This window comes from Bradyrhizobium sp. CB2312, assembly GCF_029714425.1.
GTDB lineage: Bacteria > Pseudomonadota > Alphaproteobacteria > Rhizobiales > Xanthobacteraceae > Bradyrhizobium.
Genome location: NZ_CP121668.1, coordinates 3338533 through 3365510, shown reverse-complemented (window position 1 = coordinate 3365510; position 26978 = coordinate 3338533). Strand labels below are relative to the sequence as shown.

The 26978-nt window shown below is 61.6% G+C and carries 29 protein-coding genes and 2 pseudogenes; 6 read left to right on the top strand and 25 right to left on the bottom strand.

Going from position 1 to position 26978, the window contains the following annotated elements:
- The first annotated feature begins 66 nt into the window (after nt 1-66).
- Complete coding sequence (locus tag QA642_RS16185) at nt 67-966, top strand: LysR family transcriptional regulator (RefSeq protein WP_283085532.1); 900 nt, start codon at nt 67-69, stop codon at nt 964-966.
- Here QA642_RS16185 and QA642_RS16180 read toward each other — a convergent pair.
- From QA642_RS16180 to QA642_RS16110, 15 genes are all read right to left on the bottom strand, one after another.
- On the bottom strand, nt 948-1190 hold the full coding sequence (locus tag QA642_RS16180; RefSeq protein WP_283085531.1) for a DUF2274 domain-containing protein: 243 nt from the start codon (nt 1188-1190) through the stop codon (nt 948-950). The two genes, QA642_RS16185 and QA642_RS16180, sit on opposite strands and share 19 nt — an antisense overlap.
- A gap of 3 nt (nt 1191-1193) precedes the next feature.
- Nucleotides 1194-2402 (bottom strand): TrbI/VirB10 family protein, encoded by a 1209-nt coding sequence (locus QA642_RS16175; RefSeq protein ID WP_283085530.1) that lies wholly within the window; start codon nt 2400-2402, stop codon nt 1194-1196.
- Nucleotides 2399-3424, bottom strand: coding sequence for a P-type conjugative transfer protein TrbG (gene trbG, locus QA642_RS16170; protein ID WP_283086905.1), 1026 nt, complete (start codon nt 3422-3424; stop codon nt 2399-2401). The genes QA642_RS16175 and trbG overlap by 4 nt, the downstream gene beginning before the upstream one ends.
- Before the next feature lie 5 nt (nt 3425-3429).
- On the bottom strand, nt 3430-4113 hold the full coding sequence (gene trbF, locus QA642_RS16165) for a conjugal transfer protein TrbF (protein WP_283085529.1): 684 nt from the start codon (nt 4111-4113) through the stop codon (nt 3430-3432).
- Between the two features lie 92 nt (nt 4114-4205).
- Complete coding sequence (trbL, locus tag QA642_RS16160) at nt 4206-5435, bottom strand: P-type conjugative transfer protein TrbL (RefSeq protein ID WP_283085528.1); 1230 nt, start codon at nt 5433-5435, stop codon at nt 4206-4208.
- The gene (trbK-alt, locus tag QA642_RS16155) at nt 5432-5800 is read right to left on the bottom strand and encodes a putative entry exclusion protein TrbK-alt (RefSeq protein ID WP_283085527.1); all 369 of its coding nucleotides are present in this window, start codon (nt 5798-5800) and stop codon (nt 5432-5434) included. Before trbK-alt ends, trbL begins: the two co-directional genes overlap by 4 nt.
- Nucleotides 5800-6531 carry a P-type conjugative transfer protein TrbJ gene (gene trbJ / locus QA642_RS16150; protein WP_283085526.1) on the bottom strand — a complete coding sequence of 244 codons (732 nt, stop codon included), beginning with the start codon at nt 6529-6531 and terminating at the stop codon, nt 5800-5802. The genes trbK-alt and trbJ overlap by 1 nt, the downstream gene beginning before the upstream one ends.
- Nucleotides 6528-8969 (bottom strand): conjugal transfer protein TrbE, encoded by a 2442-nt coding sequence (trbE, locus tag QA642_RS16145; protein WP_283085525.1) that lies wholly within the window; start codon nt 8967-8969, stop codon nt 6528-6530. The genes trbJ and trbE overlap by 4 nt, the downstream gene beginning before the upstream one ends.
- 9 nt (nt 8970-8978) lie before the next feature.
- Nucleotides 8979-9242: a VirB3 family type IV secretion system protein gene (locus QA642_RS16140; RefSeq protein WP_283085524.1), complete on the bottom strand. Its 264-nt coding sequence runs from the start codon at nt 9240-9242 to the stop codon at nt 8979-8981.
- The gene (locus tag QA642_RS16135; protein ID WP_283086904.1) at nt 9242-9529 is read right to left on the bottom strand and encodes a TrbC/VirB2 family protein; all 288 of its coding nucleotides are present in this window, start codon (nt 9527-9529) and stop codon (nt 9242-9244) included. Before QA642_RS16135 ends, QA642_RS16140 begins: the two co-directional genes overlap by 1 nt.
- A 40-nt stretch (nt 9530-9569) precedes the next feature.
- Nucleotides 9570-10484, bottom strand: coding sequence for a P-type conjugative transfer ATPase TrbB (gene trbB / locus QA642_RS16130; protein ID WP_283085523.1), 915 nt, complete (start codon nt 10482-10484; stop codon nt 9570-9572).
- A gap of 277 nt (nt 10485-10761) precedes the next feature.
- The gene (locus tag QA642_RS16125; RefSeq protein WP_283085522.1) at nt 10762-12090 is read right to left on the bottom strand and encodes an MFS transporter; all 1329 of its coding nucleotides are present in this window, start codon (nt 12088-12090) and stop codon (nt 10762-10764) included.
- A 134-nt stretch (nt 12091-12224) separates the two neighbouring features.
- The gene (locus QA642_RS16120; protein ID WP_283085521.1) at nt 12225-12650 is read right to left on the bottom strand and encodes a CopG family transcriptional regulator; all 426 of its coding nucleotides are present in this window, start codon (nt 12648-12650) and stop codon (nt 12225-12227) included.
- 6 nt (nt 12651-12656) lie between these two features.
- On the bottom strand, nt 12657-14642 hold the full coding sequence (locus tag QA642_RS16115; protein WP_283085520.1) for a conjugal transfer protein TraG: 1986 nt from the start codon (nt 14640-14642) through the stop codon (nt 12657-12659).
- A gap of 36 nt (nt 14643-14678) precedes the next feature.
- Complete coding sequence (locus QA642_RS16110; RefSeq protein ID WP_283085519.1) at nt 14679-16442, bottom strand: DUF3363 domain-containing protein; 1764 nt, start codon at nt 16440-16442, stop codon at nt 14679-14681.
- A gap of 262 nt (nt 16443-16704) precedes the next feature.
- Between QA642_RS16110 and QA642_RS16105 the strand changes: the two genes are divergently transcribed.
- The 3 genes and pseudogenes from QA642_RS16105 to QA642_RS16095 all read left to right on the top strand — a co-directional run.
- Nucleotides 16705-17601 (top strand): transposase, encoded by an 897-nt coding sequence (locus QA642_RS16105; RefSeq protein WP_283085518.1) that lies wholly within the window; start codon nt 16705-16707, stop codon nt 17599-17601.
- The gene (gene tnpB, locus QA642_RS16100) at nt 17598-17951 is read left to right on the top strand and encodes an IS66 family insertion sequence element accessory protein TnpB (RefSeq protein WP_283085517.1); all 354 of its coding nucleotides are present in this window, start codon (nt 17598-17600) and stop codon (nt 17949-17951) included. Before QA642_RS16105 ends, tnpB begins: the two co-directional genes overlap by 4 nt.
- Nucleotides 17952-18032: 81 nt before the next feature.
- A pseudogene (locus QA642_RS16095) lies at nt 18033-19394 on the top strand (IS66 family transposase); the annotation flags it as partial.
- A gap of 67 nt (nt 19395-19461) precedes the next feature.
- Here QA642_RS16095 and QA642_RS16090 read toward each other — a convergent pair.
- Complete coding sequence (locus QA642_RS16090) at nt 19462-20661, bottom strand: IS256 family transposase (RefSeq protein WP_283085516.1); 1200 nt, start codon at nt 20659-20661, stop codon at nt 19462-19464.
- A 146-nt stretch (nt 20662-20807) separates the two neighbouring features.
- Between QA642_RS16090 and QA642_RS16085 the strand changes: the two are divergent.
- Nucleotides 20808-20993 (top strand): annotated as a pseudogene (locus QA642_RS16085) (transposase domain-containing protein); the annotation flags it as partial.
- Between the two features lie 229 nt (nt 20994-21222).
- Here QA642_RS16085 and QA642_RS16080 read toward each other — a convergent pair.
- The 8 genes from QA642_RS16080 to QA642_RS16045 all read right to left on the bottom strand — a co-directional run bounded on the left by QA642_RS16080 (nt 21223) and on the right by QA642_RS16045 (nt 25847).
- Complete coding sequence (locus QA642_RS16080) at nt 21223-22053, bottom strand: lytic transglycosylase domain-containing protein (RefSeq protein WP_283085515.1); 831 nt, start codon at nt 22051-22053, stop codon at nt 21223-21225.
- A 2-nt stretch (nt 22054-22055) separates the two neighbouring features.
- Nucleotides 22056-22568 (bottom strand): S26 family signal peptidase, encoded by a 513-nt coding sequence (locus QA642_RS16075; protein WP_283085514.1) that lies wholly within the window; start codon nt 22566-22568, stop codon nt 22056-22058.
- Entirely contained in the window at nt 22565-23029 is a 465-nt protein-coding gene (locus QA642_RS16070; protein ID WP_283085513.1) for a DUF2840 domain-containing protein, read from the bottom strand. Before QA642_RS16070 ends, QA642_RS16075 begins: the two co-directional genes overlap by 4 nt.
- Nucleotides 23030-23371: 342 nt before the next feature.
- Nucleotides 23372-24199, bottom strand: a complete 828-nt coding sequence (locus QA642_RS16065) for a replication initiator protein A (protein ID WP_349253845.1) — start codon at nt 24197-24199, stop codon at nt 23372-23374.
- 23 nt (nt 24200-24222) lie between these two features.
- The gene (locus tag QA642_RS16060) at nt 24223-24504 is read right to left on the bottom strand and encodes a helix-turn-helix domain-containing protein (RefSeq protein ID WP_008561544.1); all 282 of its coding nucleotides are present in this window, start codon (nt 24502-24504) and stop codon (nt 24223-24225) included.
- A gap of 133 nt (nt 24505-24637) precedes the next feature.
- Entirely contained in the window at nt 24638-25078 is a 441-nt protein-coding gene (locus tag QA642_RS16055) for a DUF2285 domain-containing protein (RefSeq protein ID WP_283085512.1), read from the bottom strand.
- 136 nt (nt 25079-25214) lie between these two features.
- Complete coding sequence (locus tag QA642_RS16050) at nt 25215-25409, bottom strand: DUF6499 domain-containing protein (RefSeq protein ID WP_283085511.1); 195 nt, start codon at nt 25407-25409, stop codon at nt 25215-25217.
- A gap of 165 nt (nt 25410-25574) precedes the next feature.
- A complete protein-coding gene (locus tag QA642_RS16045; RefSeq protein ID WP_283085510.1) occupies nt 25575-25847 on the bottom strand; it encodes a DUF2285 domain-containing protein in 273 nt (90 codons plus the stop codon).
- Nucleotides 25848-26007: 160 nt separating this feature from the next.
- Here QA642_RS16045 and QA642_RS16040 point away from each other — a divergent pair, with 160 nt between their 5' ends.
- Nucleotides 26008-26259 carry a helix-turn-helix transcriptional regulator gene (locus tag QA642_RS16040; protein ID WP_008561558.1) on the top strand — a complete coding sequence of 84 codons (252 nt, stop codon included), beginning with the start codon at nt 26008-26010 and terminating at the stop codon, nt 26257-26259.
- Nucleotides 26260-26373: 114 nt separating this feature from the next.
- On the opposite strand, the gene QA642_RS16035 is transcribed toward QA642_RS16040, so the two are convergent.
- On the bottom strand, nt 26374-26955 hold the full coding sequence (locus QA642_RS16035) for a TetR/AcrR family transcriptional regulator (RefSeq protein WP_283085509.1): 582 nt from the start codon (nt 26953-26955) through the stop codon (nt 26374-26376).
- Between the last annotated feature and the right edge of the window lie 23 nt (nt 26956-26978).

Here is a 26978-nt window from a genome sequence, read left to right as displayed (position 1 = left end):
CCTCGGCTTTTTTGCCATCAGAATTCGCATGCAGAAAGCCATGGCCCAGGCAAGGAGGCGCGCCGAATGCCCACTCCGACTCTCAGGCAGCTTCAATTTATTCTTGCAGCGAATGATTGTGGAAGCATTCGGAGGGCGGCTGACCTCCTTTCAGTGCGGCATTCTGCGATGAGCCGCTCGATTCGTGAACTTGAACACACAATCGGTATCTCTCTGTTCGAAAGAACGAGCAGCGGCGTCAGGCCAACGAAAGCGGCGCAAAAGGTTCTTCAGACAGCTCGATTGGTCTTCGAGCATCTCGATGCTCTTGTCGAGATCGCCAAGAATGATCCTGACGGAGCTGACCGCGTTTCCATTGGCTTCTGCACCTCGGTTCCGGCGAGGGTTGCTCGAGCGACGCTGACCGAATTCACGAAGCGATTTCACCATCTACGCTGGTCACTCGAGGAGCAGCCACGAGATCTGCTTGTGGAGACGCTCCGAAGCCGGAAACTTGATGTTATTGTGCGATCGGGAATGAGGCCGTCGCCAGAGACCGAAGTGCTGCCGCTTTGGAGCGAAAGAATCTTCGTTTGGCTGCCTGAAGGCCACGCGCTGGCGAACCGTGCAGCAGTTTATTTCGAAGATCTTTGCCTGGACACCATTCTGTTGAGCCGGCATAGTCCCTGCTCCGAGGCTGAAGGTTTTCCTTTATCGCTTGTTGCTTCGGAATGCTTACCTGCAATCGAGCGCTACAACGTTGGAATTGGCGTCATTGCGGGCCTAGTCGCCCTAGGACGGGGCGTTAGCCTAGTGTTGGAATCGGAAGTAGATCTGCGGGTTGCCGGGCTGACGTTTAAAGAGCTCCGCAGCGAGTCGACCGCAAGCTCCGTGAGCTTTTCAGCAGAGTGGCGGACGGACAATGAGAACCCAGCATTGCAGCAACTCCTCGGGCTGCTCAAGGAAACTTACTCCCCTAAGACCTGAACTTTCTTTGCTTGAGTTCTCCTCGCCTTCTTGAACCCTCTATCTGTCGCCATGAAGCGCGCAAGCATGGGCGCGATCAGTTTCACGGGATCGATGCTCTGCCCGCTTTCGCTTGCCACGGCCTCCGCATAGGCGATGAGATCCCGATGGACTGACGCTGTAAGCTCAGTAGTGATCTTGACCGGCTTATCGTCTTGCAGCGCCCCTATTCTCAGCTTGGACATCCCCTATCCTCCGTAAGGCGCAAGTACGAGGTCACGATTGACGAGAACGCGAACCGGGAAACCGGGGCGCACGGTCAGCGTGGGCTGGATATTGAGACTGCGCCGAACCACCTGCTGCCCGGCTTGGTTCAGCGAGTCCGAGGCGCCGTGCCGCAATGCCTGGATAATGGCGCTGTCGTTGCTGTTGGTGTCCGAGCCGGCACCCAATTCAGTCCCGACCGCCAGAAACGTCGACAGTGCCGCAGCCTTGAACAACTCGCCCCAATGATTGTCGACCTGATCTTCGAGGCCTGAATATCCGGCGGTGTCAGCGCCAGTCTGCCGCTCGAGGACGATGGAACGTCCATTGGGCATGATCAGCCGTGTCCAGACGAGCAGGACGCGAGACTGGCCGAAAGTAACCTGGCTATCGTAGATCCCGATCAGACGCGCTCCCTGAGGCACAAGCAGAAACCGGCCGGTCGGCGTGTCAAACACATTCTCCGTGACTTGGGCCGTAATTTGGCCTGGCAGATCCGATCGGATCCCGGTGATCAGGGCTCCCGGAATGACGGTCCCGGCCTGCACGATATATGGTGAAGCTGGCCTCGTGACACGGTCAGGACTGACCGTGCGACGGTCCACGGACGCGTTGACGAAGGCAAGCTTGCGGTCCTGTCCATTCTGCGCAGATCCATCGTCCCCGGCGCTCGTGGCGTTTGACGGTACGACGCGCTCGCCTCCAAGAGACGTGGCGTTCGGACCTACTCCTCGTCCATTGGTCGAAGCGAACAAATGGCTGATGCGGGCTGCTTCGGTCTCTTGATCCCGGCGCTGCTGGTCCTGATCAGCGCCGGTCGTGGGTAACTGGCCTTGAGCAGCAAGGATCGGTCGACCGAGGTCCCCGGGTAGCGGTGGACCAAGCTGCGGAATCGACTGGCGCGGAACTCCGCCATAGTCCTTAGGCAGCGTCGTAATGCCGTCGGCAACATTGTGATGGTCGGTGCTATAAAGCTCTTCGGTTGCCTGTCCACCGGGATGCTCATTCTGCAGCGACCACAGGACCGCTCCACCGATGACAAGCAGGGCCACTGCGCTCCCTCCGGCTAGGACTTTACGCGACAACCGCGTCACCCGCGGATGCTCTGCTCTCAAGCGGAAGCTCTTGGACTGCTCCTCTTGTCTCTCTGGCGGCGCTGATGACTCGTGATCGTCTCCCCTCCGCGTGTTCATGACGACGGCCTCCCGTCGGTCCTGACAATCCTGACCTTCTGCTGGTGCTCACCGCCGAGCCGAAGTTCTGCGGCTGCAAACAGCCGGTCGACGATCAACACGTTGCCGTAGGCGCGATAGTTGACGAGTTCGGTCTTGCCATCTGGGCCGATGACAAAGAGCGGTGGCATCTCCCCTTGAACAATTCCTTGCGGGAATTCAACATAGACCTTGCGGCCATCATCGTATGCAGTGAGCGGCCGCCAGGGAGGACTGTCCCCTTCGATGGCATAGCGGGAGATGCGCTGCGCCGGCTCCGGAATAACGGGCTTCAGAACGACCGAGCGCGATCTTTCCCGCGTAGTTTCTGGATAGTACCAGGCAACAGACGGCATGTATGGCCGCTCTCGGGAGCGGAGCTCGATTAGGTACGTGCGCCGGTCGGTATTGACGACGAGATTGGTCTCGATCGAAGCTCGGGTCGGCTTAACCAAAATGTGGACGCGCCGCGTGTCGCCACTCCCGCTCTCGGTATCCCCCACGACCCAGCGTACGGTATCTCCGGCCGCGATCGGCCCTGCCCCCGTCAACTGCTCCCCTTCCTCCAGCGCGATGTCCGTGATCTGCCCGGGCGCTGCGTAAATCTGATAGAGCGCTCCGGGACTATAGGCGTAGATCTGTGCCGCGTTGAAATACCCCCGCTTGCGCGGTTCGACCCGTGCTGCGCTGTTTGCGGTCTCAACCCGTCTCGCGGGTTCAGCATCTTCCTTCCCTCCCGGCTTGCCGCCGAGGACCGGCTTCCAAAGCGGTGGAATGTGAAGCGGTCGCGACCTGTCGTCGAGGGCCACTGGAAGAGCCGGCAACGGAGGCACTTCAGCGTCATACCTGATCTCCGGCGGTATGTAGGTCGCGCACCCAGCAAGCGCCGACGAACAAAGCAAAAGAGCAGACAGAAATGCAGGCTTCGCGCTCACGAACTCGGGCCAAGCCGAATTGAGCCCAGAATTTGCGCAATGATGCTTCGAATGAACGTCGGACTTCATCTTGGTCACTGACTCAACTCCTTCGACCAGTTGATGGCGCGGACGTAGACGCCGAGAGGATTCTTACGCAGGCGCTCGGCGTCCCGGGGCGTTTCGATCACGATGGTGAGAATTGCAGTCCAGCGCTCGGTCGAGCTCAGCGAGCCGTTGTCGTAGGTGCGCTCGGTCCAGGCAACACGAAAGCTTTCCGACGATGCGCGAATGACGCTCGAGACGTCGACGGAGATCTGCGCCTTACCGAGCTTGGCAAACGGATCGTTGTTGCGCGCAAAGTCGTTGAGCGCGGCCGCCCCGCGATCAGTCGTAAACTCATACGCCCGGAGCCAGTTCTGACGGAGGACGATGCCGTCGGCCGGGAGGCCTCTGACGTCCTCGATAAAACGCGCCAGGTGGTAGGCGATCTGGGCGTCGGTGGGTTGATAGTCTATGTTGGCTGGCGCAACTCGTTGGGCCTGGCCCAGCCGATCAACTTCCACCACCCACGGCGTGATCGTTCCTTGCGCCGATTGCCAAACTAGCCCGCTGGCGAGGCCGGCAGATAGCATTAAGCAGCCGAATGCCATAAATCGCCAGTTCTTGGCCTGGACGCGCGCAGATCCAATGCGCTCGTCCCAAACCTGTGCAGCCTTCTGATAAGGCGTGACCGGCTCGGGCATGCGCCCGTAGTGAACGGAAGGTCGTTTGAACATTGATGATGGCCCCTAGTAGGCTTTTTAATTCGTGAGATGGCCGGGTGTGAGACGTCGCGGCAGCAGGTGGGGAGAGTGAAGACTCGGCTGGGTCAGCGCTCTCCTTCCGACAAGTCGACGGAGGAGCCGCTGCCGCCGTGATCGCCAGAGCGCACCGCGTGGCCAGCAGCCGATGCACCATGCCGAATAGTTTCGGCTCGCTTCATGCGCCGCGCCCAATCGGGCTGCCCTTCGGCCGAAGTGCCGGCGGCCTGCTCGCCCGCACGCCCGCCTCCGCCCAATGTTGCCACTGCGCGACGCAACGGGCTCATGACCACCGACGCGCCAGATTCCGCAGCGCCAGCAAGGCCGCCACTTCGATAGGCTGCGGATGCGCCACTTAAGACGGCACCACCACCGCGCGTGGCACCCGCGATCGCGCCGCCGGCGAGACCTGCACCGCCCGCAGCAAGGGCCGCGCCGGCCGCAACAACACCGCCCGCCGCAAGTCCCGTGCCGATCGCCGCGCCGGCGCCGAGCTGAGGTCCACCGGATACGAGGCCATTTGCGATTCCCGGCCCGAAGATGCCGAGGCCCAACAACGAGAGCGCGGCGAGGACCAGCGTCATCGCGTCTTCGATTGTCGGCTGGCCGCCAGCAAAGCCAGAGGTGAACTGCGAGAAAAGAGTCGAGCCGATGCCGACGATGACAGCCAGGACCAGAACCTTGATTCCGGATGATATGACGTTGCCCAAGACACGCTCGGCCGCGAAGGCGGTTTTGCCAAACAAGCCGAAGGGAATGAGCACAAAGCCGGCGAGCGTCGTAAGCTTGAACTCGATCAGGGTGACGAAGAGCTGGATCGCAAGAATGAAGAAGGCGAGCAGCACCACGACCCAGGCGAACAGGAGAACAACGATCTGGACGAAATTCTCGAAGAAACTGATATAGCCCATCAGATTTGAGATCGAGTCAAGCAGCGGCCGGCCGGCGTCGAGACCGACTTGAGCAATCTTTCCCGGTCGCAGGAAGTCTGACGCAGACAGGCTGGCGCCGGATGCCTTAAGTCCAAGACCAGCAAAACTCTCGAAGACGATGCGCGCCAGGCTGTTCCAGTTGCTTATGAGGTAGGCAAAGACGCCCACAAAAAGCGTCTTCTTGACGAGGCGCGCGATGATGTCTTCGTCCGGCCCCCAACTCCAGAACAACGCAGCAAGCGTTATGTCGATCGCCGCAAGGGTCGTCGCGAGATATCCGACATCGCTGCCGAGTAGCCCAAAACCGTTGTCGATATATCGCGTGAACGTTTCCAGAAACTGGTCAATGATTCCCGTACCAGTCATGGCTTGCTCGCCTCAGGTGTCGCAAGGTTCGGATATCCCTGCGGGATCCGGCTTTGATCCTTTGAGACAGCTATCGAACTGGTTGAGTCATCGTGGCCGGAAGCTGCGGCGCTGTCCTTCTTGCCAAGGAAACGACGCCGATTTTCGTCCCAAACGCGCTTACAATGCCGATAACCCGTTGTTTCCTCGGGAGTGACGCCACGGCAGCGTGCGAGGTCGGAGTTGGTTGCATCGGTCGTCTGCTCCACCTTCCGTGCCGGCGGAGAATCATCTCCGCCACGCAGTTGAATTGTGCAGGCAGCGACGGCCACTAGGCCGATTGTCGTAAGCAGCGACAGGGCCTTGAATGCCTTTACGTCAGTCATTAGTGGAACATCTGCACATTGGAGGATTGATAGCCCTGTCCTAGCGTCAGGAATCGCCTGAGTTGCTCTCGTCCCTGATCCTGGGCCGAGGCGCGCTGAGCCGCTTCGAGGCTCTGCGCCCTGCCCTGCGCCGTCACGACAGCGGTGAGGTCAGCGAGTTGCTGCGCATTTAGCGCGAGAAGCTGATTGCCAGCCTGCGTTGCCTGCAGAGCGCCGCTAGCACCTTGGCTTGACGTTACGAGCGCGGTCGTCTGGATGCGATTGGTGTCGAGATTGCCAACGACGCCAGCCTGGACGCGAAGCGCGTCTTGCGTTGCGGCATAGGAATTCTGCCACCGCGATTGAGCGTTCAAGATCAGCGATTGGTTCGACAGGCTGCTGGTCGCGGGCGCGTAACTGGTCGAGAAGGCGCGATCAATCTGCTGGACGTCGTAGGCGATGCGCTGGGCCTGGGCCAGTAATTGCTGGGTCCGCTGGATCGACGCTTGCAGTTGCTGCAGCGACGAATATGGCAGACTTGCTAGATTCTTCGCCTGATTGATTAGCATTTGCGCCTCGTTCTGCAACGAGGTGATCTGATTGTTGATCTGCTGAAGCTCTCGCGCGGCGGTCAGGACATTCTGAACGTAATTGTTAGGATCAAAGACGACCCATTGCGCCCGTGCCGGCACCGGGAGGCCAAGCACCAGCGCGACTGTGCCAGCGGCCACCAATAGGCCAAGTCGCCTCATTGCGATTTCTCCAGATTGACGAGATTGGGGATCAGATCTGTGGCCCACTCGACGCCACGGTGCCGAAGCCAGGCGGGCACGAAGCCATCAGGTCCATGTTCGGCGAGGAGCTGCGCGATGGCCGCCTGGTCGGTCTTGGAAGAGGCTGCGGTGAATGCGAGTGCAACCTCGCCAAGGCCAAGTTCAAACATCCGGTTGCCCCGGCGGGACTGGCAGTAGTAGTCGCGCTTCGGCGTGGCCCGGCTTAAAAGCTCGATCTGGCGATCGTTGAGGCCGAAGCGGCGGTAGATTGCGGTTATCTGCGGCTCGATTGCCCGTTCGTTCGGCAACAACACGCGCGTCGGGCAGCTTTCGATGATCGCCGGCGCGATCGCGGACCCGTCGATGTCCGAAAGCGACTGGGTGGCGAAGATAACCGACGCATTCTTTTTCCGGAGCGTCTTCAGCCATTCGCGGAGCTGGCCGGCAAAATCCTCGTCGTCGAGGGCAAGCCAACCTTCATCGACAATCAGGAGGGTCGGCCGACCGTCGAGACGGTCCCCAATCCGGTGGAACAGATACGCCAGCACGGCAGGCGCTGCGCTCGTTCCGATCAGCCCTTCGGTCTCGAACGCCTGGACCGCCCCTTCCCCAAGATGCTCGTATTCAGCATCTAGCAGGCGCCCCGAGGGACCGCCCAGACAATAGGGCTGCAAAGCACGTTTCAAGGAGTTCGATTGCAGCAGGACAGACAGGCCCGTCAGGGTCCGTTCCTGCATCGGCGCCGAGGCAAGAGACGTCAGCGCCGACCACAGATGATCCTTGACCTCAGGGGTGATCTCGATCTTCTCCCGTGCCAGGATCGCCCCGATCCATTCCGTCGCCCATCCGCGCTCGGAAGGATCGTCGATCCGGGCCAGCGGCTGCAACGCGACGGCTTGATCGCCCTCGTCAGACAACGCGCCGCCGAGATCGTGCCAATCACCGCCCATGGCAAGCGCGGCAGCTCTGATCGAACCGCCAAAATCGAACGCAAAGACCTGAGAATTCGGATAGCGACGGAACTGCAACGCCATCAGCGCCAGCAGCACCGACTTGCCGGCACCCGTCGGCCCCACCACAAGCGTGTGGCCGACGTCACCGACGTGGAGCGAGAACCGGAACGGTGTAGAACCCTCGGTCTTGCCGAACAGGAGCGGCGGACCCTTGAAGTGCAGGTCCCTCGCCTCGCCCGCCCACACGGCCGATATCGGAATCATATGAGCGAGGTTGAGGGTCGAGACTGGCGGTTGCCGCACATTGGCATAGACATGCCCCGGCAGGCTGCCGAGCCAGGCTTCGACGGCATTCACCGTCTCGTTCATGCAGGTAAAGTCGCGGCCTTGAATAATTTTCTCGACCAGACGGAGCTTTTCATCGGCAGCATTGGGATCGCGGTCCCACACCGTGATGGTCGCCGTGACAAAGGCTTGTCCGATTTGGTCCGACCCCAGCTCTTGCAGGGCCGCGTCGGCATCGAGAGCTTTGTTATGGGCGTCGGTATCAAGCAGTGTCGACGCCTCGTTGGTCATCACCTCCTTGAGGATGGCGCCGATGGACTTTCTCTTCGCGAACCACTGGCGGCGGATCTTGGTCAGCAGCTTGGTCGCATCGGTCTTGTCGAGCATGATTGCTCGGGTCGACCAGCGATACGAAAAGGCCAGGCGGTTCAGGTCGTCCAGGATTCCTGGCGTCATCGCACCTGGAAAGCCGACAATCGTCAGAACCCGCACATTGGCCGAACCCAGCATCGGCTCGAGCCCGCCGGTCAGCGGCTGGTCAGCCAACAGCGCATCGATGTACATGGGAATTTCGGGCACGCGAACGCGATGACGCTTGGTCGAGATCGTTGAGTGCAGGTAGGTCAGCGTGTCCTGATCGTCGAGCCAGCCACATTCGGGCATGAACCCTTCGACGAGCTGCAGCACACGGTTGGTTTGATCGACAAATCCGCGGAGCACCTCGCGAGCATCTGCACCAACCGTGCGATCGCGGCCCTCGTAGAGCAGCCGCTCCGCCTTGGCAGCGCCCTCCTCCGGCGGCAGATAGAGAAACGTCAGGAAATAGCTGGACTCGTAGTGCGCGCCAGCCTCCTCGAACTGAGCCCTGCGCTCCGCATCCACCAACGCCGACGCGACGTCTGGAAAACTGTTCGGTGGGTAAGACCCCGCAAAATGACGCTGCGCCTCGACGAAGACGGCCCAGCCAGATCCGAGGCGACGCAGCGAGTTGTTCAGACGACCGGCGACGGCGACGAGTTCAGCCGGGACTGCGCTGTCCAGGTCAGGTCCCCGGAACTTTGCCGTCCGCTGGAACGATCCATCCTTGTTCAGGATGATTCCCTTGTCGACGAGGGCTGCCCAAGGCAGAAAGTCTGCCAGACGAGCATTGGAATGACGGTATTCGGCGAGATTCATCATGATCGAGGCTCAGACGTTGAGATGACCGGGAATGCGCAGATGCCGGCGCACAACATCGACGAAGGCGGGATCGCGCTTGGCGGCCCACACGGCAGCCATGTGGCCGATGAACCAGAGGACGAGACCGGCGATCCACAGCCGCAGTCCAAGTCCAAGGGCGGCTGCCAAGGTGTCGTTGACGATCGCGACCGACCGCGGCGCACCGCCCATCAAGATCGGTTCGGTCAGGGCACGGTGAACGGGCACGACAAAACCTGCGACGGGATCATCCATCAGATCACCACGCCGCCGCCGAACGAGAAGAACGACAGGAAGAAACTTGAGGCAGCAAACGCGATCGACAGACCGAACACGATCTGGATCAACCTGCGGAAGCCGCCGGACGAATCGCCGAACGCGAGCGTCAAACCCGTGACGACGATGATAATGACGGCGATGATCTTGGCGACCGGCCCTTCGACCGATTGCAGGATCTGATTGAGGGGCTGCTCCCACGGCATGTTCGAGCCAGCCGCCCATGCCGGCGCGGTCGTCAGAAGAACCGTACCGGAAGCAGCCAGAGACGCGGCTTCTCGAAGAAAGCGAAATTGCGGACTCACGTCAGTCTCCTGCTTGTGAAAGGCTGTAGTCGCCGGCTGCTCCGAGCCCGTTGACGAGGGCGAGTTCGGCGACGCGACGATCGGCGCCACGGCCTGCAAGCACGGCGACGAGGTTGATGGTCTCAGCGATCAGAGCGCGCGGAACCGTGATGACGGCTTCCTGGATGAGTTGCTCGAGCCGCCGCAGCGCGCCGAGTGCGGTGCCCGCGTGGATGGTCCCGATGCCGCCGGGATGGCCGGTACCCCACGCTTTGAGCAAGTCGAGCGCTTCAGCACCGCGGACCTCACCGACCGGGATGCGGTCCGGGCGGAGGCGGAGCGATGAGCGGACGAGGTCCGACAGCGTGGCGACGCCGTCCTTGGTACGTAGCGCGACGAGATTGGGCGCCTTGCACTGAAGCTCGCGGGTGTCTTCGATCAGCACGACCCGATCGGAGGTCTTTGCCACCTCGGCCAAAAGCGCGTTGGTCAACGTCGTCTTTCCCGTGGACGTGCCGCCAGCGACGAGGATGTTCTTGCGCGCGGCAACCGCACGTCTCAGGGCCTTGGCCTGATCCGATGTCATAGTGCCGGCGGCGACATAGTCGTCGAGAGTGAACACAGCGACGGCGGGCTTACGGATAGCGAAGGCAGGAGCGGCAACGACTGGGGGTAAGAGGCCTTCAAAGCGCTCGCCGGTCCCGGGTAATTCGGCCGAGACACGTGGCGAGCCAGCATGCACCTCCGCGCCTACATGGTGTGCCACCAGACGAACGATGCGTTCGCCATCCGCCGGAGACAATGTTTCGCCGGTATCGATGAGGCCGCTCGACAGCCGGTCGATCCACAGCCGGCCGTCTGGATTGAGCATGACCTCGACGACTGCGTCGTCTTCCAGGTAACTCGCAATGGCGGCACCAAGCGCGCTACGCAGCATTCGCGCACCGCGCGAATTCGCCTCCGATTGAAAGGAATGGATTGCCATCGCTGCCCCACCGAAGGAGGACGTCTAAAGAGCGTCCTCATGGCGATGATTAAGAAGGCCACCAACCGACGTAGTGCAACCAGCGCTTTCAGCGATCGTAGCCCGGCGTAGGAAAAGAAAGGCTGGGAACGGATATTTTGACGCCTGCTCGAATGACCCAGTTCGATCGCAATGAATGCTGGTCAGCGTTCGTCGGGACAACCTTACGCGTAAGGTTGCGGGTCGCGGCTCACCACTCCGTATCGTCATCCGGCGGCATTAGTACGAGAGTTTGCTCATACGACATGACCGGTTCGACTACGTCGGAAACGCAAATCGGCGTGAAGAGGGGAATTGAAGCCATCCACCAGGTGAAGGATCGGAGCCACGGTAGCGCGAACCAAACGAACGCCGCGATCTGCACTGCCACGTTGAGTCCGAACGCAACTTGATACGCCAGGACGGACCTATGGCCATCCTCCGTGGACCATTGCTCCAGGATCAGGCCTGTCGCGTATTGAGCCGAAAATGCCCAACCGAAATGCAGAACGTTCAAGGCACCGTTGGCACGACCGGCGAGCTCTGATGGAAAGTAATCAGCTATCGCCGCGAAGCTAACCACGGTCGCTGTTCCAACAATTGCGACAACGGACCATGGCAAGATGGACGGCAGAGGCGCTCGCAGGATCAAGGCTAACTCGGCTGCGATAAACAGTAGTGCAACCATCGCCAATATTGTCTCAGCCCCGATTCCCTTTCGTTTGATGCAATGGACCGTCATACCGAACAGCCAAGCGCCGCCGCAAAGTACGATGGACATCATGAAAAGCTGTCTAACGAGACTTGCGCGATCAAATCCCTCTACGTCTGTCAGCCACGGCGATGCCCACAATCCCTGCAGGGACCAGGCCGATCCAACGCAAGTCGCCGACAACGGGGCAATGCGCCAGAAGCGCCGATCGCCGAAAACGGAGCCAAGGGTGGCGCGCGCTGTTGATGGGACAGCGCCTCGTTCAGGCACCACGACATAGATGAGAATGGCTATCGCACCAGTAGCGGCTGCCAGGATCTCAAAGAACTGCCGCCAGCCCATCCAAGCGAGCAGGTGTTCGACGGGAGCAGTAGCGGTCACCGCTCCTAGCGAGCCCAGCATGACCATGTAGCCGTTCAGCAAGGCAACTCGCTCCCTGGGGAACCAAAGGATTATGGATTTCAGACCTGCTGTCAGCGCCGCCGCCACACCAACCCCGATCATTGCGCGCGCGATCAAAAGTGACAGGAAGCCGGTCGATACCGCGAACAGTGCGGCGCCCACTGCTGCGAGCAAGAGCAGAACACTCTGGACGCGACGCGGACCAAATCGGTCCAACAATATGCCGACTGGGATCTGAGCCGCCGCGAAAACAAGGAAATAGACTGACGTAAGCAACCCGAGGTCGGCAGTCCCAAGCCCGGTATCCGAGCTGAGTTGACTGGCGATCAAAGCGTTGATCGTTCGAAACAGATACGAAAGATAGTATCCAGCGGCAAAAGGAAGAAAAACGCACGCGATACGACACCATGCTATTAAGATTTGCATGCTTGCCCCTTTTGCTCTCAGCTCGTTTGAGCCGATAGCGCGTCCAGCTTTTGCCAGTTCGGCTAAATTGCTGCCGTCGTGGGCTGGCGTAGGAAAAGAAGGGACAGCGCGATAGCAGTATCTAGGACGCTCAGTCAGGTTTCGTCGGCCGGGTCCTGACGGCGGATGTCTTCTGGAATCTCGCGCAAAAAGCTTTGCCCCTTTTGCAAGCGGCGCCCGAGCGCCTCGACAAATCCTTCGAAGCGCTCCCTTCCCTTCATCTGCGCGGCCGCCTGGGCGTCGTTGGGCAATGGTGGCGTGATCGTCAGCCAGAAACGGATGAAGAGAGCCAAGGTCTCGGCCGTCAGACCGACGTCGCGCTCCAGCCTCTGCATCTGACGCGACAGCCGATCCAGACGACGGGTAAATGCCGCCTCCCGCCTGTCCGCGCCGTCCGGTGACAGAAACGAAGCGACAGCCGCTTCCACGATCGCAGACCGGGAAAGCTTCTTGCGATCGGCAAGCTCCGAGATCTGTTTCAGAAGCTCTGGCGGGAAATAGACGTTCATCCGGTCGCGCATATCGCCTCAGAGCTCCATGCCGTCATTCGGGTCCATGGCGATTTGACGAGCGACACCGCGCATCTGCTGACGCATAAGTCCAGACTGGCGGACCGCATCCTCGTCGTCGTCAAGCACGGCGGCAAATTCCTCTGCGGGCGTCGGCTCGGTCGTCTCCTTAGCGATCGCGACGTGATCGGGGAGTTCGGGCTCGCGGCGCAGGCCGCTGTTCGCCGTGTCTTCCTCTCCTTGCCCCCTGTCGGTTGGGGGCGGCGCCGGCTTCAGCGTCCCAAGTGTTGACCATCCGTCCGTTCGCGATGACCGGCCGGATGCCGCCGGATCGGGCGGCGGCAAGATCCGCTCGGTAAACCGCCGATCCTCATAGTAGCGGGCTTTCTTAGCTCTGATCGGCGCCGTGCCTGCCACCATGACGATCTCGTCCATCGGTGGAAGCTGCATGACCTCGCCGGGCGTCAGCAGCGGCCTTGCCGTCTCCTGGCGCGAGACCATCAGGTGCCCCAGCCAAGGGTTCAACCTGTGCCCGGCATAGTTCTTCATCGCCCGCATCTCAGTTGCCGTACCCAGTGCGTCGGATACCCGCTTGGCAGTCCGCTCGTCATTGGTCGCAAAGCTGACCCGGACGTGGCAGTTGTCCAGGATCGCGTTGTTTGGCCCGTAGGCCTTCTCGATCTGGTTCAGCGACTGCGCGATCAAGAAACTCTTGATGCCGTACCCCGCCATGAAGGCGAGCGCGGACTCGAAGAAATCAAGCCGGCCTAATGCCGGAAATTCGTCAAGCAACATCAGGACTCGGTGCCGCCGATCGCGAGCGTGCAAGTCTTCGGTCAGCCGCCGCCCGATCTGATTCAGCACAAGACGAATTAGCGGCTTCGTCCGTGAGATATCCGAGGGAGGCACCACGAGGTACAGCGTCGTCGGGCGGACATCCGCGATCAGGTCCGCGATCCGCCAGTCGCAACGACACGTCACCTGGGCCACGACGGGATCGCGGTAGAGCCCAAGGAACGACATCGCGGTGGACAGGACGCCGGAGCGTTCGTTTTCGGACTTGTTGAGAAGTTCTCTCGCTGTCGAGGCGACCACGGGATGGGCCTCCTGCTCGCCAAGGTGCGGCGTGGTCATCATTGCCTTCAACGTCGCCTCGATCGGCCGTTTGGGGTCAGACAGGAACGCGGCCACACCGGCCAGGGTCTTGTCCGTCTCGGCATAGAGAACATGAAGGATGGCGCCGACCAGGAGCGAATGACTGGTCTTCTCCCAATGGTTCCGTTTGTCGAGCGAGCCTTCGGGGTCAACCAGGACGTCGGCCACGTTCTGGACGTCGCGCACCTCCCACTCTCCGCGCCGGACCTCGAGCAGCGGATTGTAGGCCGAGGACTTTGGGTTGGTCGGGTCGAACAGCAGCACACGGCCATGCCGCGAACGGAAGCCGGCGGTCAATTGCCAGTTCTCGCCCTTGATGTCGTGAACGATGGCTGAACCGGGCCAAGCCAACAGAGATGGAACGACGAGACCGACGCCTTTGCCAGACCGCGTCGGTGCGAAACACAACACGTGTTCCGGCCCGTCATGACGAAGGTAATCGCTGTCGAGTTCGCCTAGCACCACGCCGTCGGGACCGAGAAGCCCGGCGGCTTTGACCTCCTCCGCGTTGGCCCAGCGCGCAGAACCATAGGTCTCAACGTTCTTCGCCTCACGCGCCCGCCAGACCGACATGCCGATCGCCACCGCGATCGAAATGAAGGTCCCCGCCGCCGCGATGAAGGCTCCCTCGACAAAAACCTGAGGCGCATACGCGTCGTAGACGAACCACCACCAGAAAAAGACCGGCGGGTAGTAGACTTTCCAACCTAACAGTTCGAACCAGGGCCGGCCAAGCTCCGGTTGGTAGGCGAGCCGCCACGCCGTCCATTCGGTGGCTCCCCAGATCGCCAGCAGAACGATCAAGCCGACGGCGATTACCTGCCCCCAGAGGATTTTGGTTCCGGACATCCCGAACGCCCTTCCGCTACTGCATTGGTGAGACGCCTAGAGGCCAAGGTCGCGCTTGCGACCAATGCCCCACTCGATGCCACCGGCATCTTTCACAACGCCGGCGACGTGTTGGCCGAGTTTCCTGTCGAGCTCGCGCGACCAGGGCACGAGCTGAAAGCCGAGCCCGTTGTCGATCATGGCGAAACGCCCCGAGGCGAGCGTCAGCCGCTCTCGATACGTACCCGCTACACGCTCCCCGGAGGCGGCCTTCACATAAGGCAGGCCGGTGCCGGCCGAGATTTTTGCCGCCACCTCATCCAGTTCACGTCGACGCAAGGTGTTCAGGAGGTCGCGCTGCAGGATGATGCGCTGTCCCTGCTGGCGTGCCAGACCTGCCTGGGCCAGATGCTCGGCACGGGCTTCCATCGCGTCGCGGGTCTGGCGGCCGAATCCGCCCATCGCGAGCGGCAAGGGGTCGCGTTCAACAAGTCTATGGTCGAGCCAAGTGGCCCCTTTTGCAGTGACCTGATCGGCAAGATTGAGATCGGAACGGATCGCGAGCATCAAGGTGGGGCGTGGATCGCCGGCTTGACCGAAGCGACGGACTTCAACGATGCCTCCGACGGGTGGCGCATGTTCGAAGGCCTCGATCCCGCGGAAGCGGACATGATGAGCGCGTCCGTCTGTTCCGTCGATCAGGGCATAGGCCTCGCCCGTCAATTCGTCATGCAATCCACGATCGACCAGTCGCCCGATGATCTGGGACGCCGGCTGCCCGCCTTCGATGACATAGTCGGCAATGCCGCGCGGCTCCCCACGCTCGGTGAAGGCGCGGTGCATAGTCTTGATGATGTCGCCGCGCATCCCGAGGTCGCGCAAGCTGCGCTCGGCCTCGAGCCCGACCATCCATTCTCCGGGTAGCTCGGATGCGGCAAGCCCCATTTTCTCCAGGTGCTGAAGGCGGCCGACCATCAGGCGCCGGATCTCGGGATCGGACGGGCCCGGGTTCTCCGGGCGAAGGTCGATAGTGCCGGCCTCATCTGCCGCCAGCTGGATCTCCCGATCGAGCCGCGTCCATCGTTCCGCCGTGACCTCGCTCTCCAGCGAATTGCGGATCTCGCGCTCCGATTTTGGACCCAGCTCGATACCGACCAGTTCCTCGGCGCGTGAGCGGAGGCCCTGGCTGATGTAGTCGCGGGAGATCACGAGATCCGCCCCTTCCTCATCTACACCCCGAACGAGAAGATGGACGTGTGGGTTGTCCGTGTTCCAGTGATCGACGGCCACCCAATCGAGCCGCGTGCCGAGATCCGTCTCCATCTGCCTGACGAGATCGCGGGTAAAAGCCTTGAGGTCGGTCATGTCGCCAGCGTCCTCGGGCGAGACGATGAACCGAAAATGATGCCGGTCGTCCTTGCACCGTTCCGCGAAAGCAGCGCTATCGGCATGGTCGCCGCCAGCATCGAACATCTCGGCCCGCTCACCGCTCCGGGTCACGCCGTCGCGCTTCAGATATGAGAGGTGGGCGGTCATTGGCGCTGAACGGAAGGCTCGCCCCTTATGACGAACCACCCGCACCTTCACCACGACGCGCCGTGTCGGGCTGAACAACCGGCCACGGCTAAACGCGAGCCTGCCGCGTCCAAACGTCGAGCGCCCATAGGCTGCGGAACGCCTGCCAGCCGCAGCCTGACCAGAGGTGTGTCCGGCTTTCTTCGCGGCGCGTAGTACCTGGTTGATGAAGCTCTTCGGCTTCGGCGTGCGGGTGCTGCGGATGCGCCCGGGCCGAAGACGCAGATCGCTGTCGCCCGCGGTCATGGCCGGGCCTCGAACAGCGCTAAAGCAGCCACGGTGCCGAAAATGTCCCTGATTGCGTTGCTCAAATTGCAAGGCGCGGCACGCGCCCCGACCGACCGGCACGCCAGAACCCAAGCCATGCCAATGGCTTGCGGTTCGACCGGCGAGCCCCTTTTATCTCGCCTTCCTAATCGGGCGGGCGTAACCGTCCGGTCTCTGCACACCTTCCTCCTCGTGTGATGTCGTTCCATTTCGGGTTCTCTGCTGCTGTGGAGATTCTCCGGTGGGACCGAAACACTTCCAGAACAAAGCTCGACGCGAGTGGTGGTCGCTGCACATCGAAGCGTGGCGCCGAAGCGGTCTGGGGATCCGCAAATATTGTCGTCAGCAACGTCTCACCGAGAATACGTTTCGGCGTTGGCTGAAGCAGCTCGTCGGTGAGGAGACCGCACGGAAACTCGCGGAATATCAGACGGAATTGCGCCGCGAGCAGCGCCGTGAAGAGCGAGAAAACGTGCTGCGAAGGCGTCGGCGACGACGCTTTGGCGTGACCACGGACGTGCGCAATCGCGCCATGCAGGCGTTCTGGGCCATGCACGTCGAGGCGATGAACTGGAGCGGCATGGGCGTACGCGAATATGCCGCGGCGCTGTCCCTGTCGCCCTATGCGTTGCGCAAATGGAGTGACCGGTTGGCCGCCGGCGAGGTCGAAATCGACTGGCGCGCGCATCTTCATCCCTCCGCCCGCCCGGCCGTTAGCACTAGCGCCAGGAACTCAGCTCCCGAACGCCGCTTGACAGCCGCGAAAATCGGCGATCTGGCAGCGCCCGCCGCACCCCTCCGGCGCTTCTTCAGCGACGAGGAGAAGCTGGCGATCGCAAGGGAAACCGAACAACCCGGCGCCAAAGTATCCGCGGTTGCGCGCAAGCATGGGATCGTCACCGGGCTATTGTTCCGCTGGCGCGTGCAATTTGGAATCGGAAAAAAGAACCACGCGAAGCTCGCGCGTGTCGCGCTCGCCGAGAGCGCAGCCGAGACGCGGGTTCTGCGCAACCTCGTCCGTTCGCCCGAGGGAATGGTGGCCGTTAATCTTGCCGATGGAGGTCGCGTCTTTGCTCCAGTTGGCAGTGATCCGGATGCTGTGCGAGCGCAGATCGAGAGCGGAGAGATTGCACGATGATGTTCGTTCCGGCGGGCGTGAAGGTGCACTTGGCGTTGGGTTACACCGACATGCGCAAAGGCATGGACGGGCTCGCGATGCTGGTCCAGGACGTGTTGAAGAAGGATCCGTTCTGCGGTCATCTCTTTGCCTTCCGCGGCAAGAAGGCATCGGTGCTGAAGATCCTGTTCTGGGACGGCAACGGGCTTTGCCTGTTCACCAAGCGCATCGACCAGGGCGGCTTCGTGTGGCCGGTGATGGCGGGCTATGACGGTTCGATTACGCTCACACCGGCGCAGCTCGCGATGCTGATCGAGGGCATCGATTGGCGCGCTCCGGAACGCGTTTGGAAGCCCGCGATTGCCGGCTGAACAAAGAGATGACGCGCAAAAAACAGGGCTGAACTGGGCAGCGATTCTTCTACGAATCAGCATGTTCGAGTACCATCGGACATGCAGCTCGATCTCAACAATCTCCCCTCCGATCCTGAGCTTCTGCAGCGTCTGGTGTGCGACATTGCCGCTGCTATTGACCACCGCGATACTGAGATCGAGCGCCTCAAATCGATCATCAAGCAGCTGCAGCGAATGCAGTTCGGGCGCAGCTCCGAGCGCATTGATCCCGACCAGTTCGCGCTCGGCCTGGAAGATATCGACAGCGACATTGCCCGCGTTCAGGAAGGCCAGCCGACGGTCATCTCCGAAGCTCCGACGACGCAACCACGACGCAGAGCTTTGCCAGATCACCTGCCGCGCGAAGACGTTCGGCTCGATGTCGAAAGTGAAGTCTGCAACTGCTGCGGCGGCACTCTTCACCTGGTCGGCGAGAGCGTCAGCGAGATGCTGGACTGGGTGCCCGCTCAGCTTCGTGTCGTGCGCACCACGCGTCCCAAATACGCCTGTCGGGCCTGCAACAAGGTGATGCAGGCGCCCGCGCCGGAACGGGTGATAGCCGGCGGCCTTGCAACGCCGGCGCTGCTCGCGCACGTGTTGATCAGCAAGTACTGCGATCACCTTCCGCTCTATCGACAGTCTCAGATCCTTGCCCGCCACAACGTCGATCTCTGTCGTTCGACGCTCGCCGGCTGGGTCGGCGGCGCATGCTGGTGGCTCGAGGCGCTGCACGAACGACTGTGCAAGAACGTCTTCGCGTCCGACCATCTGTTTGCCGACGACACGCCGATCCCCGTGCTCGATCCCGGTCGCGGACGAACCAAGACGGCGCGGCTTTGGGTCTACGCCCGTGACCAGCGGCCATGGGGTGGACCCGAGCCTCCGGCCGCAATCTATTTGTTCGCCCCGGATCGCCGAGCCGAGCGACCCATCACGCATCTTGCGGACTTCAGGGGCATCCTGCATGTCGACGGATATGCCGGCTTCGAGCAGCTGGCCGACAAGGAGGGGATCACTCTCGCCGCGTGCTGGAGCCACTCGCGACGCAAGTTCTACGACGTAGCCGAGGCCTCCGGATCGCTTGTGGCGACAGACGCCTTGCGCCGGATCGGCCAACTCTACGCGATCGAAGCGCGTATCCGCGGACGATCGCCCGCCGACCGGCTTGCTGAACGCAGGACGTTCTCCAAGCCGATCGCTGACGCTCTGAATGTTTGGCTGGATGCGCAGCTCCGGCTCGTGTCGGGTCGCAGCACCCTCGCCGAAGCAATCCGCTATGCGCTCTCGCGGTGGCATGGATTGACGCGATTCCTGCATGATGGCCGCGTCGAGCTCGACACCAATCCCGTCGAACGCGCGATCCGTCCCGTCGCGCTTGGCCGCAAGAACCACCTGTTCGCCGGCAGCGACGGCGGTGGGCACGATCGTGTCCCCGGGCGTGGTGTAGCTGGCGGTGGGTGACCGCGTTCGCCGGCATGGGCCGGATCGGTCAGCTGGCGATTGCCGGGAGGCTGACGGTTGGATCATTGCTCAACGGCGCGATGGTTTCCAGCGTCATGTAGCGGGCGCGCTGGACGGCCCATTCATCGTTCTGCTCGAGCAGGATCGCACCGATGAGGCGGACGATGGCATCCTCGTTGGGGAAGATGCCGACGACCTCGGTCCGGCGCTTGATCTCGCCGTTGAGACGCTCGATCGGATTGGTCGAGTGCAGCTTGGCGCGATGCTGCGGCGGGAACGTCATGTAGGCGAGCACGTCGGTCTCGGCCTCGTCCAGGAAGCCGGCAAGCTTGGGCAGCTTGGGGCGGAGCTGGTCGGCAACCTTGCGCCACTGCGCCCTCGCGGCTTCGGCATCGTCCTGGGCGAACGCGGTGGCGATGAAGGCGGAGACGACGCGCCGGCCGCTCTTGCCGGCATGCGCCAGCGCATTGCGCATGAAGTGCACGCGGCAGCGCTGCCAGGTGGCGTTGAGCACCTTGGCAACGGTGGCCTTGATGCCCTCGTGGGCGTCGGAGACCACCAGCTTGACGCCGCGCAGGCCGCGCCGCGCCAGCTTGCGCAGGAACGCGGTCCAGAATGTCTCGGCCTCGGAGGGACCGACGTCCATGCCGAGAACTTCGCGTCGGCCGTCGCTGTTGACGCCGACCGCGACGATCACCGCGACCGAGACGATGCGCCCGTTCTGGCGCACCTTCACGTAGGTGGCGTCGATCCACAGATAAGGCCAGTCGCCCTCGATCGGACGGGTGAGGAAGGCCTTCACCTTGTCGTCGATCTCGCCGCACAGCCGGCTCACTTGGCTCTTCGAGATGCCGCTCATGCCCATGGCGTGCACGAGGTCGTCCACCGAGCGGGTCGAGACGCCCTGCACGTAGGCTTCCTGCACCACGGCGGTGAGCGCCTTCTCGGCCATGCGGCGCGGCTCCAGGAAGCCGGGGAAGTAGGTGCCTTTGCGCAACTTGGGAATCCGCAGCTCGACCGCGCCGGCCCGGGTCTCCCAGACCCGGTCGCGGTAGCCGTTGCGCTGAACCAGACGTTCGGGGCTCTTCTCGCCGTAGGCCGCCCCGGTCTGGCCCTCGACCTCCAGCTCCATCAGGCGCTGGGCGGCAAAGCCGATCATCTCGCGCAACAGATCGGCATCGGGGGACTTCTCTACGAGCGCGCGCAGGTTCATCATGTCGTCGGTCATCGGTGGTTCCTCGAATCAGGTTGGCTGTCGCAATCCAAACCTTACCGACGAATCATCGATGACCACCCGCAAAGCCGCTCGCTCGCTACGGCGCTTATCGGGCGCGCTTCGCGTGCGGCTTTGCTAATCAGCTACACCACTCCTTGGGACACGATCGTGGGCACCGCTGGGCGGTAATCTGCTCTCTTATCGCGACCTGCAAGCTCAACGACGTCGAACCTTACGCATACCTGCGTGACCTGCTGCAGCGGATGATCGACGGACATCCGGTCAACCGTCTCGACGAATTGCTGCCGTGGAGCTGGAAGCCGGCCGATCATGTCAAGACCTGATGCCTGTGCAGCGGTCGGACGCATACCGTCGTAGTGGCCCGGCCGCCCCCGACTGTTTGCGAGCGCTTGCGATAGCGATCGTTACCCGAAGGGCCGAGACACCCGTAGGGTGGCTCGGTGAGGTGCAAAGCGACGAGTAGAGCGCGGGCCGAAGGCATCGCCCGTACGCCCTCAGCACGTGCCACTTGCTCGGTGAAGCACGCCAAGGCTTGCGAACGCGCACACTTGCTCATTGCGATGCTCCCGAATCTGATCGAGGGACGAACACGCCAACAGGCCGGGGGACCATCGGCGAAACATCGCGCGCCGAGATTGCGGTCGTGACACCGCCCGACCGCATGAGCGCAAGCAACCGATCGCGCGTTTTCATGAGATCGGATCGCGTGACGAATAGCGTTGCAGTTGCTGATGACTCTCCGCTGGACGTCCACCTCGGCGGCAGTTCGATGGCCAGCAGATTTGCAAGCTTCGCGACGTACGTTCGCGTCTCCTCCGGTAAATAGCCGCCTGCGAGATGCTCTTCATAGCGAGATGGTCCCGCGTTGTACGCGGCAAACACGCCAGGCGAGCCATACCGATCGAGCAGTTCGCGCAAGTAAGCCGTGCCTGCCAAAATGTTGTCGTGCGGGTCGTAGGGGTCGTTCCCGAGATTATAGCGCTCGCGAAGTTCCGCCCAGGTCGCCGGCATGATCTGCATCAGGCCCATTGCGCCTTTTGGCGATCTGGCGCGCACGTCACCAGCACTCTCGATGCTTTGGACCGATCGGATCCAGTTCGGCGCGATCGCAAAGCGTTGAGAGGCTTCATCGATGAAGCCGGCAAATGAGTTCGCGGTCTGACTGACCGCCGGCGCGACAGCCGATCCGCTCTGGGCCAAAGCAGCACTGCCACACGCGGCCTGAAGAAGCATCAGGGGCACGACCGCACAAACGCGCGTACCCAACCGATCCCAGCACGCGGTCGGGCTCGCGCCAGCCTTGCAGACATCGATCGAGACCGAGAAATGATTCCGCAATCGATCGAACAAAGGAATGGCGAGGAAAACGCGTCGAATACGCACGATCACTCCTCCCACGTCCACACCGGCATAGCACGGCCGATCACGCTAGATGCCGGAAGAAATCCAAAATATCGCCCGTCGAGAGAGTCGTCCGACTGCCAGTTCATCAGAAACAGCTCGCCCTCGCCAACGGCGCGGCAGCCTTGCCATTTCGGCAGCGGCCGGCCGCGTCCATCGCGATCCCGCGCTTCGCCCACAGCGATGGTATCGACCGAAATCGTGAGCCCGCTCCTGCAAACCGTCTGCCCTGGCAGCGCCAAGACTCGCTTGAGCATAGGGACGCCGACGGGCAAATAGCCGTTAAGGTCGAGGAACGTCGCGAGCGGCTCCGGCGGCTGCACGGCGACCAATTCAGTGACACTGAATTGGTCCGCCGGTCGGAGGCGGTAGAGACCAACCGGCACGCTCGCGGATGCGTTCCAGATGTAAAGCGGAAGCGGCTCCACGACGATCGTCGCGATGAGCGCAGCAGCCACCCCTATCGTCACGGCCAGCATCATCAGGCGGCCCGTCATCGCATCACCTTTTGGCGATGAAGCCAGGCCTGATGGCGCGCTTTCGTATAGGGGCGCGGGTTTTCATTGACGGACAGGCGGTTATGAACGTGATGCCAATGGTCTGGCGCAACTTCAGCCGGATCGATGCCGAGCGCCTCAATGGCATCGATCATCTGCAGCACTCGCTCGACCTTCGGCCAGCCGGACAGACGCAGCAGAATCTCTCCGCCGGGTGTCACATAAGGGACGGTCGAGCAGCGCTGTCCCGGCGCGACCGCGCGCAAGATGTCGATCCGCGAAATGATCGTCCCAAAGTCGTTGGAGATCCAACGGACGAAGGCAAAGATGCTGCCGGGCGCAAATGACAGGACAAGCCGGTGGCGATCAAGCTTCCGTTCCTTGACAATACGACCGAACCGAATCCGGTTTTCGATCCGCTTCTCGAGCCACAACACTTCCACATCGGTGAGGTCGCTCATGCTGCCGCTCCCTGAAGCTGGAACTGGACGCCATAAGCTTGGGATTCGGTGAAGAGCGTGTGAGGCTTGCAAGGGCAAGCAGGGCCGACGGCCCACCGTGGCCAATCGCCTCCAATGCGGCTTGTGGTCTGGTCCGTTAGAAGAAATCCGAAGGATTTCTGGTTAATAAAGTTAGAGCAGCCGGAAAGCGCGGAGAAACAAGCTCTTAAGCTCGATTTCGGTCCCCGATAGCACGAGGATTGGGTCCCCGTCAGCACGAGGGTTGCGGTCCTCGATAGCACGAGCTGATTCACAGGTTGCCCTCCGAATTTGGAATGAGGCTGCGGCGGCGCAAGCGTGCCGTTAGGGATCAGCAGGCGTAGGTGCGAAGTTCAGTCGCTCGATACCGTTCGGATCCCGTGTCAGCACGAGCTGATAGCCAGGCAATGTCTGGCGCTGGACGATCTGACGAACGTCGTAAGCAAAATGCTTGAGCGGCGAGAGGATGCCGGACTTGGCATGGAGGTGCACAAGATCAAAACTCCAGCCGCCATCCTGGCGTCCACCGTGCTTGCGCACGAGCCGGTAGAGCCATCGCTCAAGCCCGCCCGTCAGATCGAAATAGGCGCGGTCGATCGTCAGCACGAGCGCGTCGTCAATGACGCCGGCGTAAAACCAATCCGAGAGAATCAGCTCGAGCCCAAATGGACGGCCATTTGCATCGGTCGTCTCCTTCCACTCATTGATCCAGGAGAAGCGATGGCGTCGCCGCTCTGCAGGCTGGCGGATAGACGTCAGTACGGTCGTTGACTGCAACCTGTCGAGACCGGCCTTCAGCCGATCGCAGTCTCGCGCGCTTGTCCCGCGCCCGACAAACGTAAGTATCTCATAAGGCGTTGCAGCCATCAGGCGCGACGTCTTCAAGCCAGCGTCGCGTGCTTCGACGATTTGAGACGCCGCCCAGATCAGAACGTCCGCATCCCATATAGTCGCCAAGCCGTGTTCCGGCACAGCTTCGACCCGAATTGAGATCGCACCCGCGCGGAAATCGATCGGCACGATCCGCTTGGTCTTTGCGAGCGAGAAGAACGGATATGCCATCAGATCCTGCGCATCGCGGGGCGCGAGATCACCGGGCAGCGCCCGAAAGAGCTGAAGCTGGTCGCGCTCGGAATGGTGTTTTCGCCGCATAGTCACTGCTCTCACGCGGGCTATCAGCGACGTTCCTGACCTGCATAGGGACGCAGGGCCGGATGCTTCTTGGCGGGCAGCACAGTCCCCTTGCCGGGATCGGATGTCGACGTCTTGGCGCCGCGATCGGCCCACGCTTTCAGGTCATCGACAGCGTAGACAACACGTCCGCCAATCTTCCGATATGTCGGTCCAGTACCGTACGTACGGTGCTTCTCCAGCGTACGACCGGACAGGCCAAGATAGCGCGCGGCCTCAGGTGTGCGCAGGAAGCGCGGGGGAAGACCTGCCATCGGATCGGGCATTTGAGAACTCCAGGAGGACAGCGCAATACGCTTGGCTAGGCCGGCGTGTGTGCGGTCATCATGGAGAAGCGCGATATCGGAGGGGGATGCCGAATATGGAGGGGGCGATTTTCGGCACCCCTCGGGGACTGCGCTACTCGTCCTTGCGCCCGGGCCGCAGAAGTTTGCGGTAACCACCGCGCATCAACGCGAAGCCGCCTTGCACCAAGCGGATTGTTCGATTGCGCAGATCATGCGTCTTCCAGGCGCGATCAGGGACGCGCTTCTTGCCGAACAGCGCTTCGGCGATAGCGCGATAGCTTGCGCCCGCGCCGTGCGCGTCGAGCGCACGGATCGCAGCGCTCAGGCGTTCGCGCCGCTGTTTAGATAGTTGATGAAAGGCAGAACCCGGCACGCGTCCATTCATCGAGCGCCACAGTCGGCGCGCTGCATACGCGCGAGCTTCGAAATCGCCATCAAACGGCAATTCGGCCGCATATAACGCGCCGAGCGCCAGCGCCTCTTTGGACCAAACACGGTGATCTATCGCACCGATGCGCAGCACGGCATGCCAGCCGTCGACGGCGCGGCGCATCTGGCCCGCTGTAAGGTCAAGCAATGGCTGAGAGGGCGCCCCGCCGTCCTCGGCCACTGCGGCCTTGACCGGAACGACCGTCGCTAGAACCTCAGGCGCCCAAAAGATCGTCTGCTCGTCGAACGACCTCTGCGGGTCATGGGCGAAAGCAGATACCCCATTTCCTCCTGAATTCGTCAGTCACGTCGCCGTTCGGACTGTTGGCAATCATCACCTCGTACTCACGCCGATAGTCGGCATTGCGGCGGAGACATTCCCAGGCGATGTCGGTGATTTCGGCGTCTTGTAGGCTCTTGTAGGAATCCGGCGACCGCCAGTCGAATTCAGGCATTGCTTCCGCCCCATTGCACGTAGCTAACAAGGATTGCGGCGCAATAGGTATGAACGAGGCGGTTGTAGGAAGCCCCTAGTTTGGCACCACGTGGTGCACCGGAATGACCACCCATCAGCAAAAGAAAATAGTTCTGCCTGCAAGTCGCCAATGGGCGATTTTCTTCTATTTTGTGTCGGCGCCGCGCAAGAGTCGCCCCTGCTCCGTCACCCATTTCGCGCGCGCCAGATGACTCTGATATGCGCGCAGTGCACGGTCAGGCTCTCGCTCGGGATCCATATGCAAAACTACTCGAGCCACTTCGCGCCAGTCCGCCCCCTCACCCTCGGCCTGCAGAAGGCGAACGTACGTGACGACATGCTCTTCGTCGTAGGCCGTCAGCGCCGGCTCATTCGGCGCGACATCCGCGACGTCAGGATCTAGTTGCGGTTTTGTCATAAGCATCCCAAGAAGCAGCGAATGGTTCAATCTCCCTGGTGGCCGAGGTCGTCCGCACGTCTCATTTTAGCCCCATTGCGGACTAGCCGACCAGCAGCCAGGTCGAAATACATACTATAGGAGATAAACCTCATAGTATGTAAAGCGCCAATTTGCGCCGATGGACATGCGCAAGTTGGTCGGCCGGAATTTCGCAAGACTGCGGAAGCAGAAGCGCTTCACGCAGGAGAAATTCGCCGAAGTGTCCGGATTCACTCAACAGTATATCAGTGACCTCGAGCGTGGCCGTCGCAATCCAACTGTCGTCACTCTATTCGAGCTCGCCAGCACGTTGGGCGTTAGTCATGTCGATCTGGTCCTGCCTGATGATGAGGCACGAGACGAGCGACCAAGACTAGGCAAGCGGCGATGATTGAGTTGCAACCGCACACTATGTCGCTTCCGGACAGCCTGTACGGCGTTTGCGATGGGCGCAGAAGCGGACTCAGGTGTTTGGGACACGCGCCATGCCGCGCGGTTCCTGACCTTAGGATGATGGAGCCCGCGCCAAGTGCAACGCGGCCTCCACGCCACCTTCCATGATCTGACGCGCTTTGGCAGCGTCAGGCACTACTCGCGCAAACTGCAAGGTGCCCACCATGAGGCCGAAGATAGCCGTCGCGCGGCGGTGCTTTTTGACGGAATCTTCGCCAGGAAGCAGTGCCGCCAGAGCCGTGACGTAGCTATGCAGTGCTTTCTCGTAATCTTGCCTGGTGGACAGGGGTTCGCGGGCGATTTCCGGAAGCAATGCCGCGGAAGGGCACCCGTCCGCGGCGCCTTCAAGGTGGGCGCGGTTCAGATATCGGCGGATCGTGCCTTCGAGATCGCTGCCCTTGAGCTGATCTTGTTCAAGGCAATGCTGCTGCTCACCGAGCGCGCTCGCCAGCGCTTCGCGAACGAGTGCGTCCTTGGACTCAAAGTGCGGAGAGAAGGCTCCTTTAGTAAGGCCGGCCTCGCCCATAATCCCCGCAATTCCCGTGGCGGAGATGCCGTGCCGGCGCATGCACTTCGATGCCACGTCGATGATGTGCCGTCGTGTCTCCGCCTTGTGACCTTTCTCGAAACGCATCTTTTCCCCAGTTCACCAATATC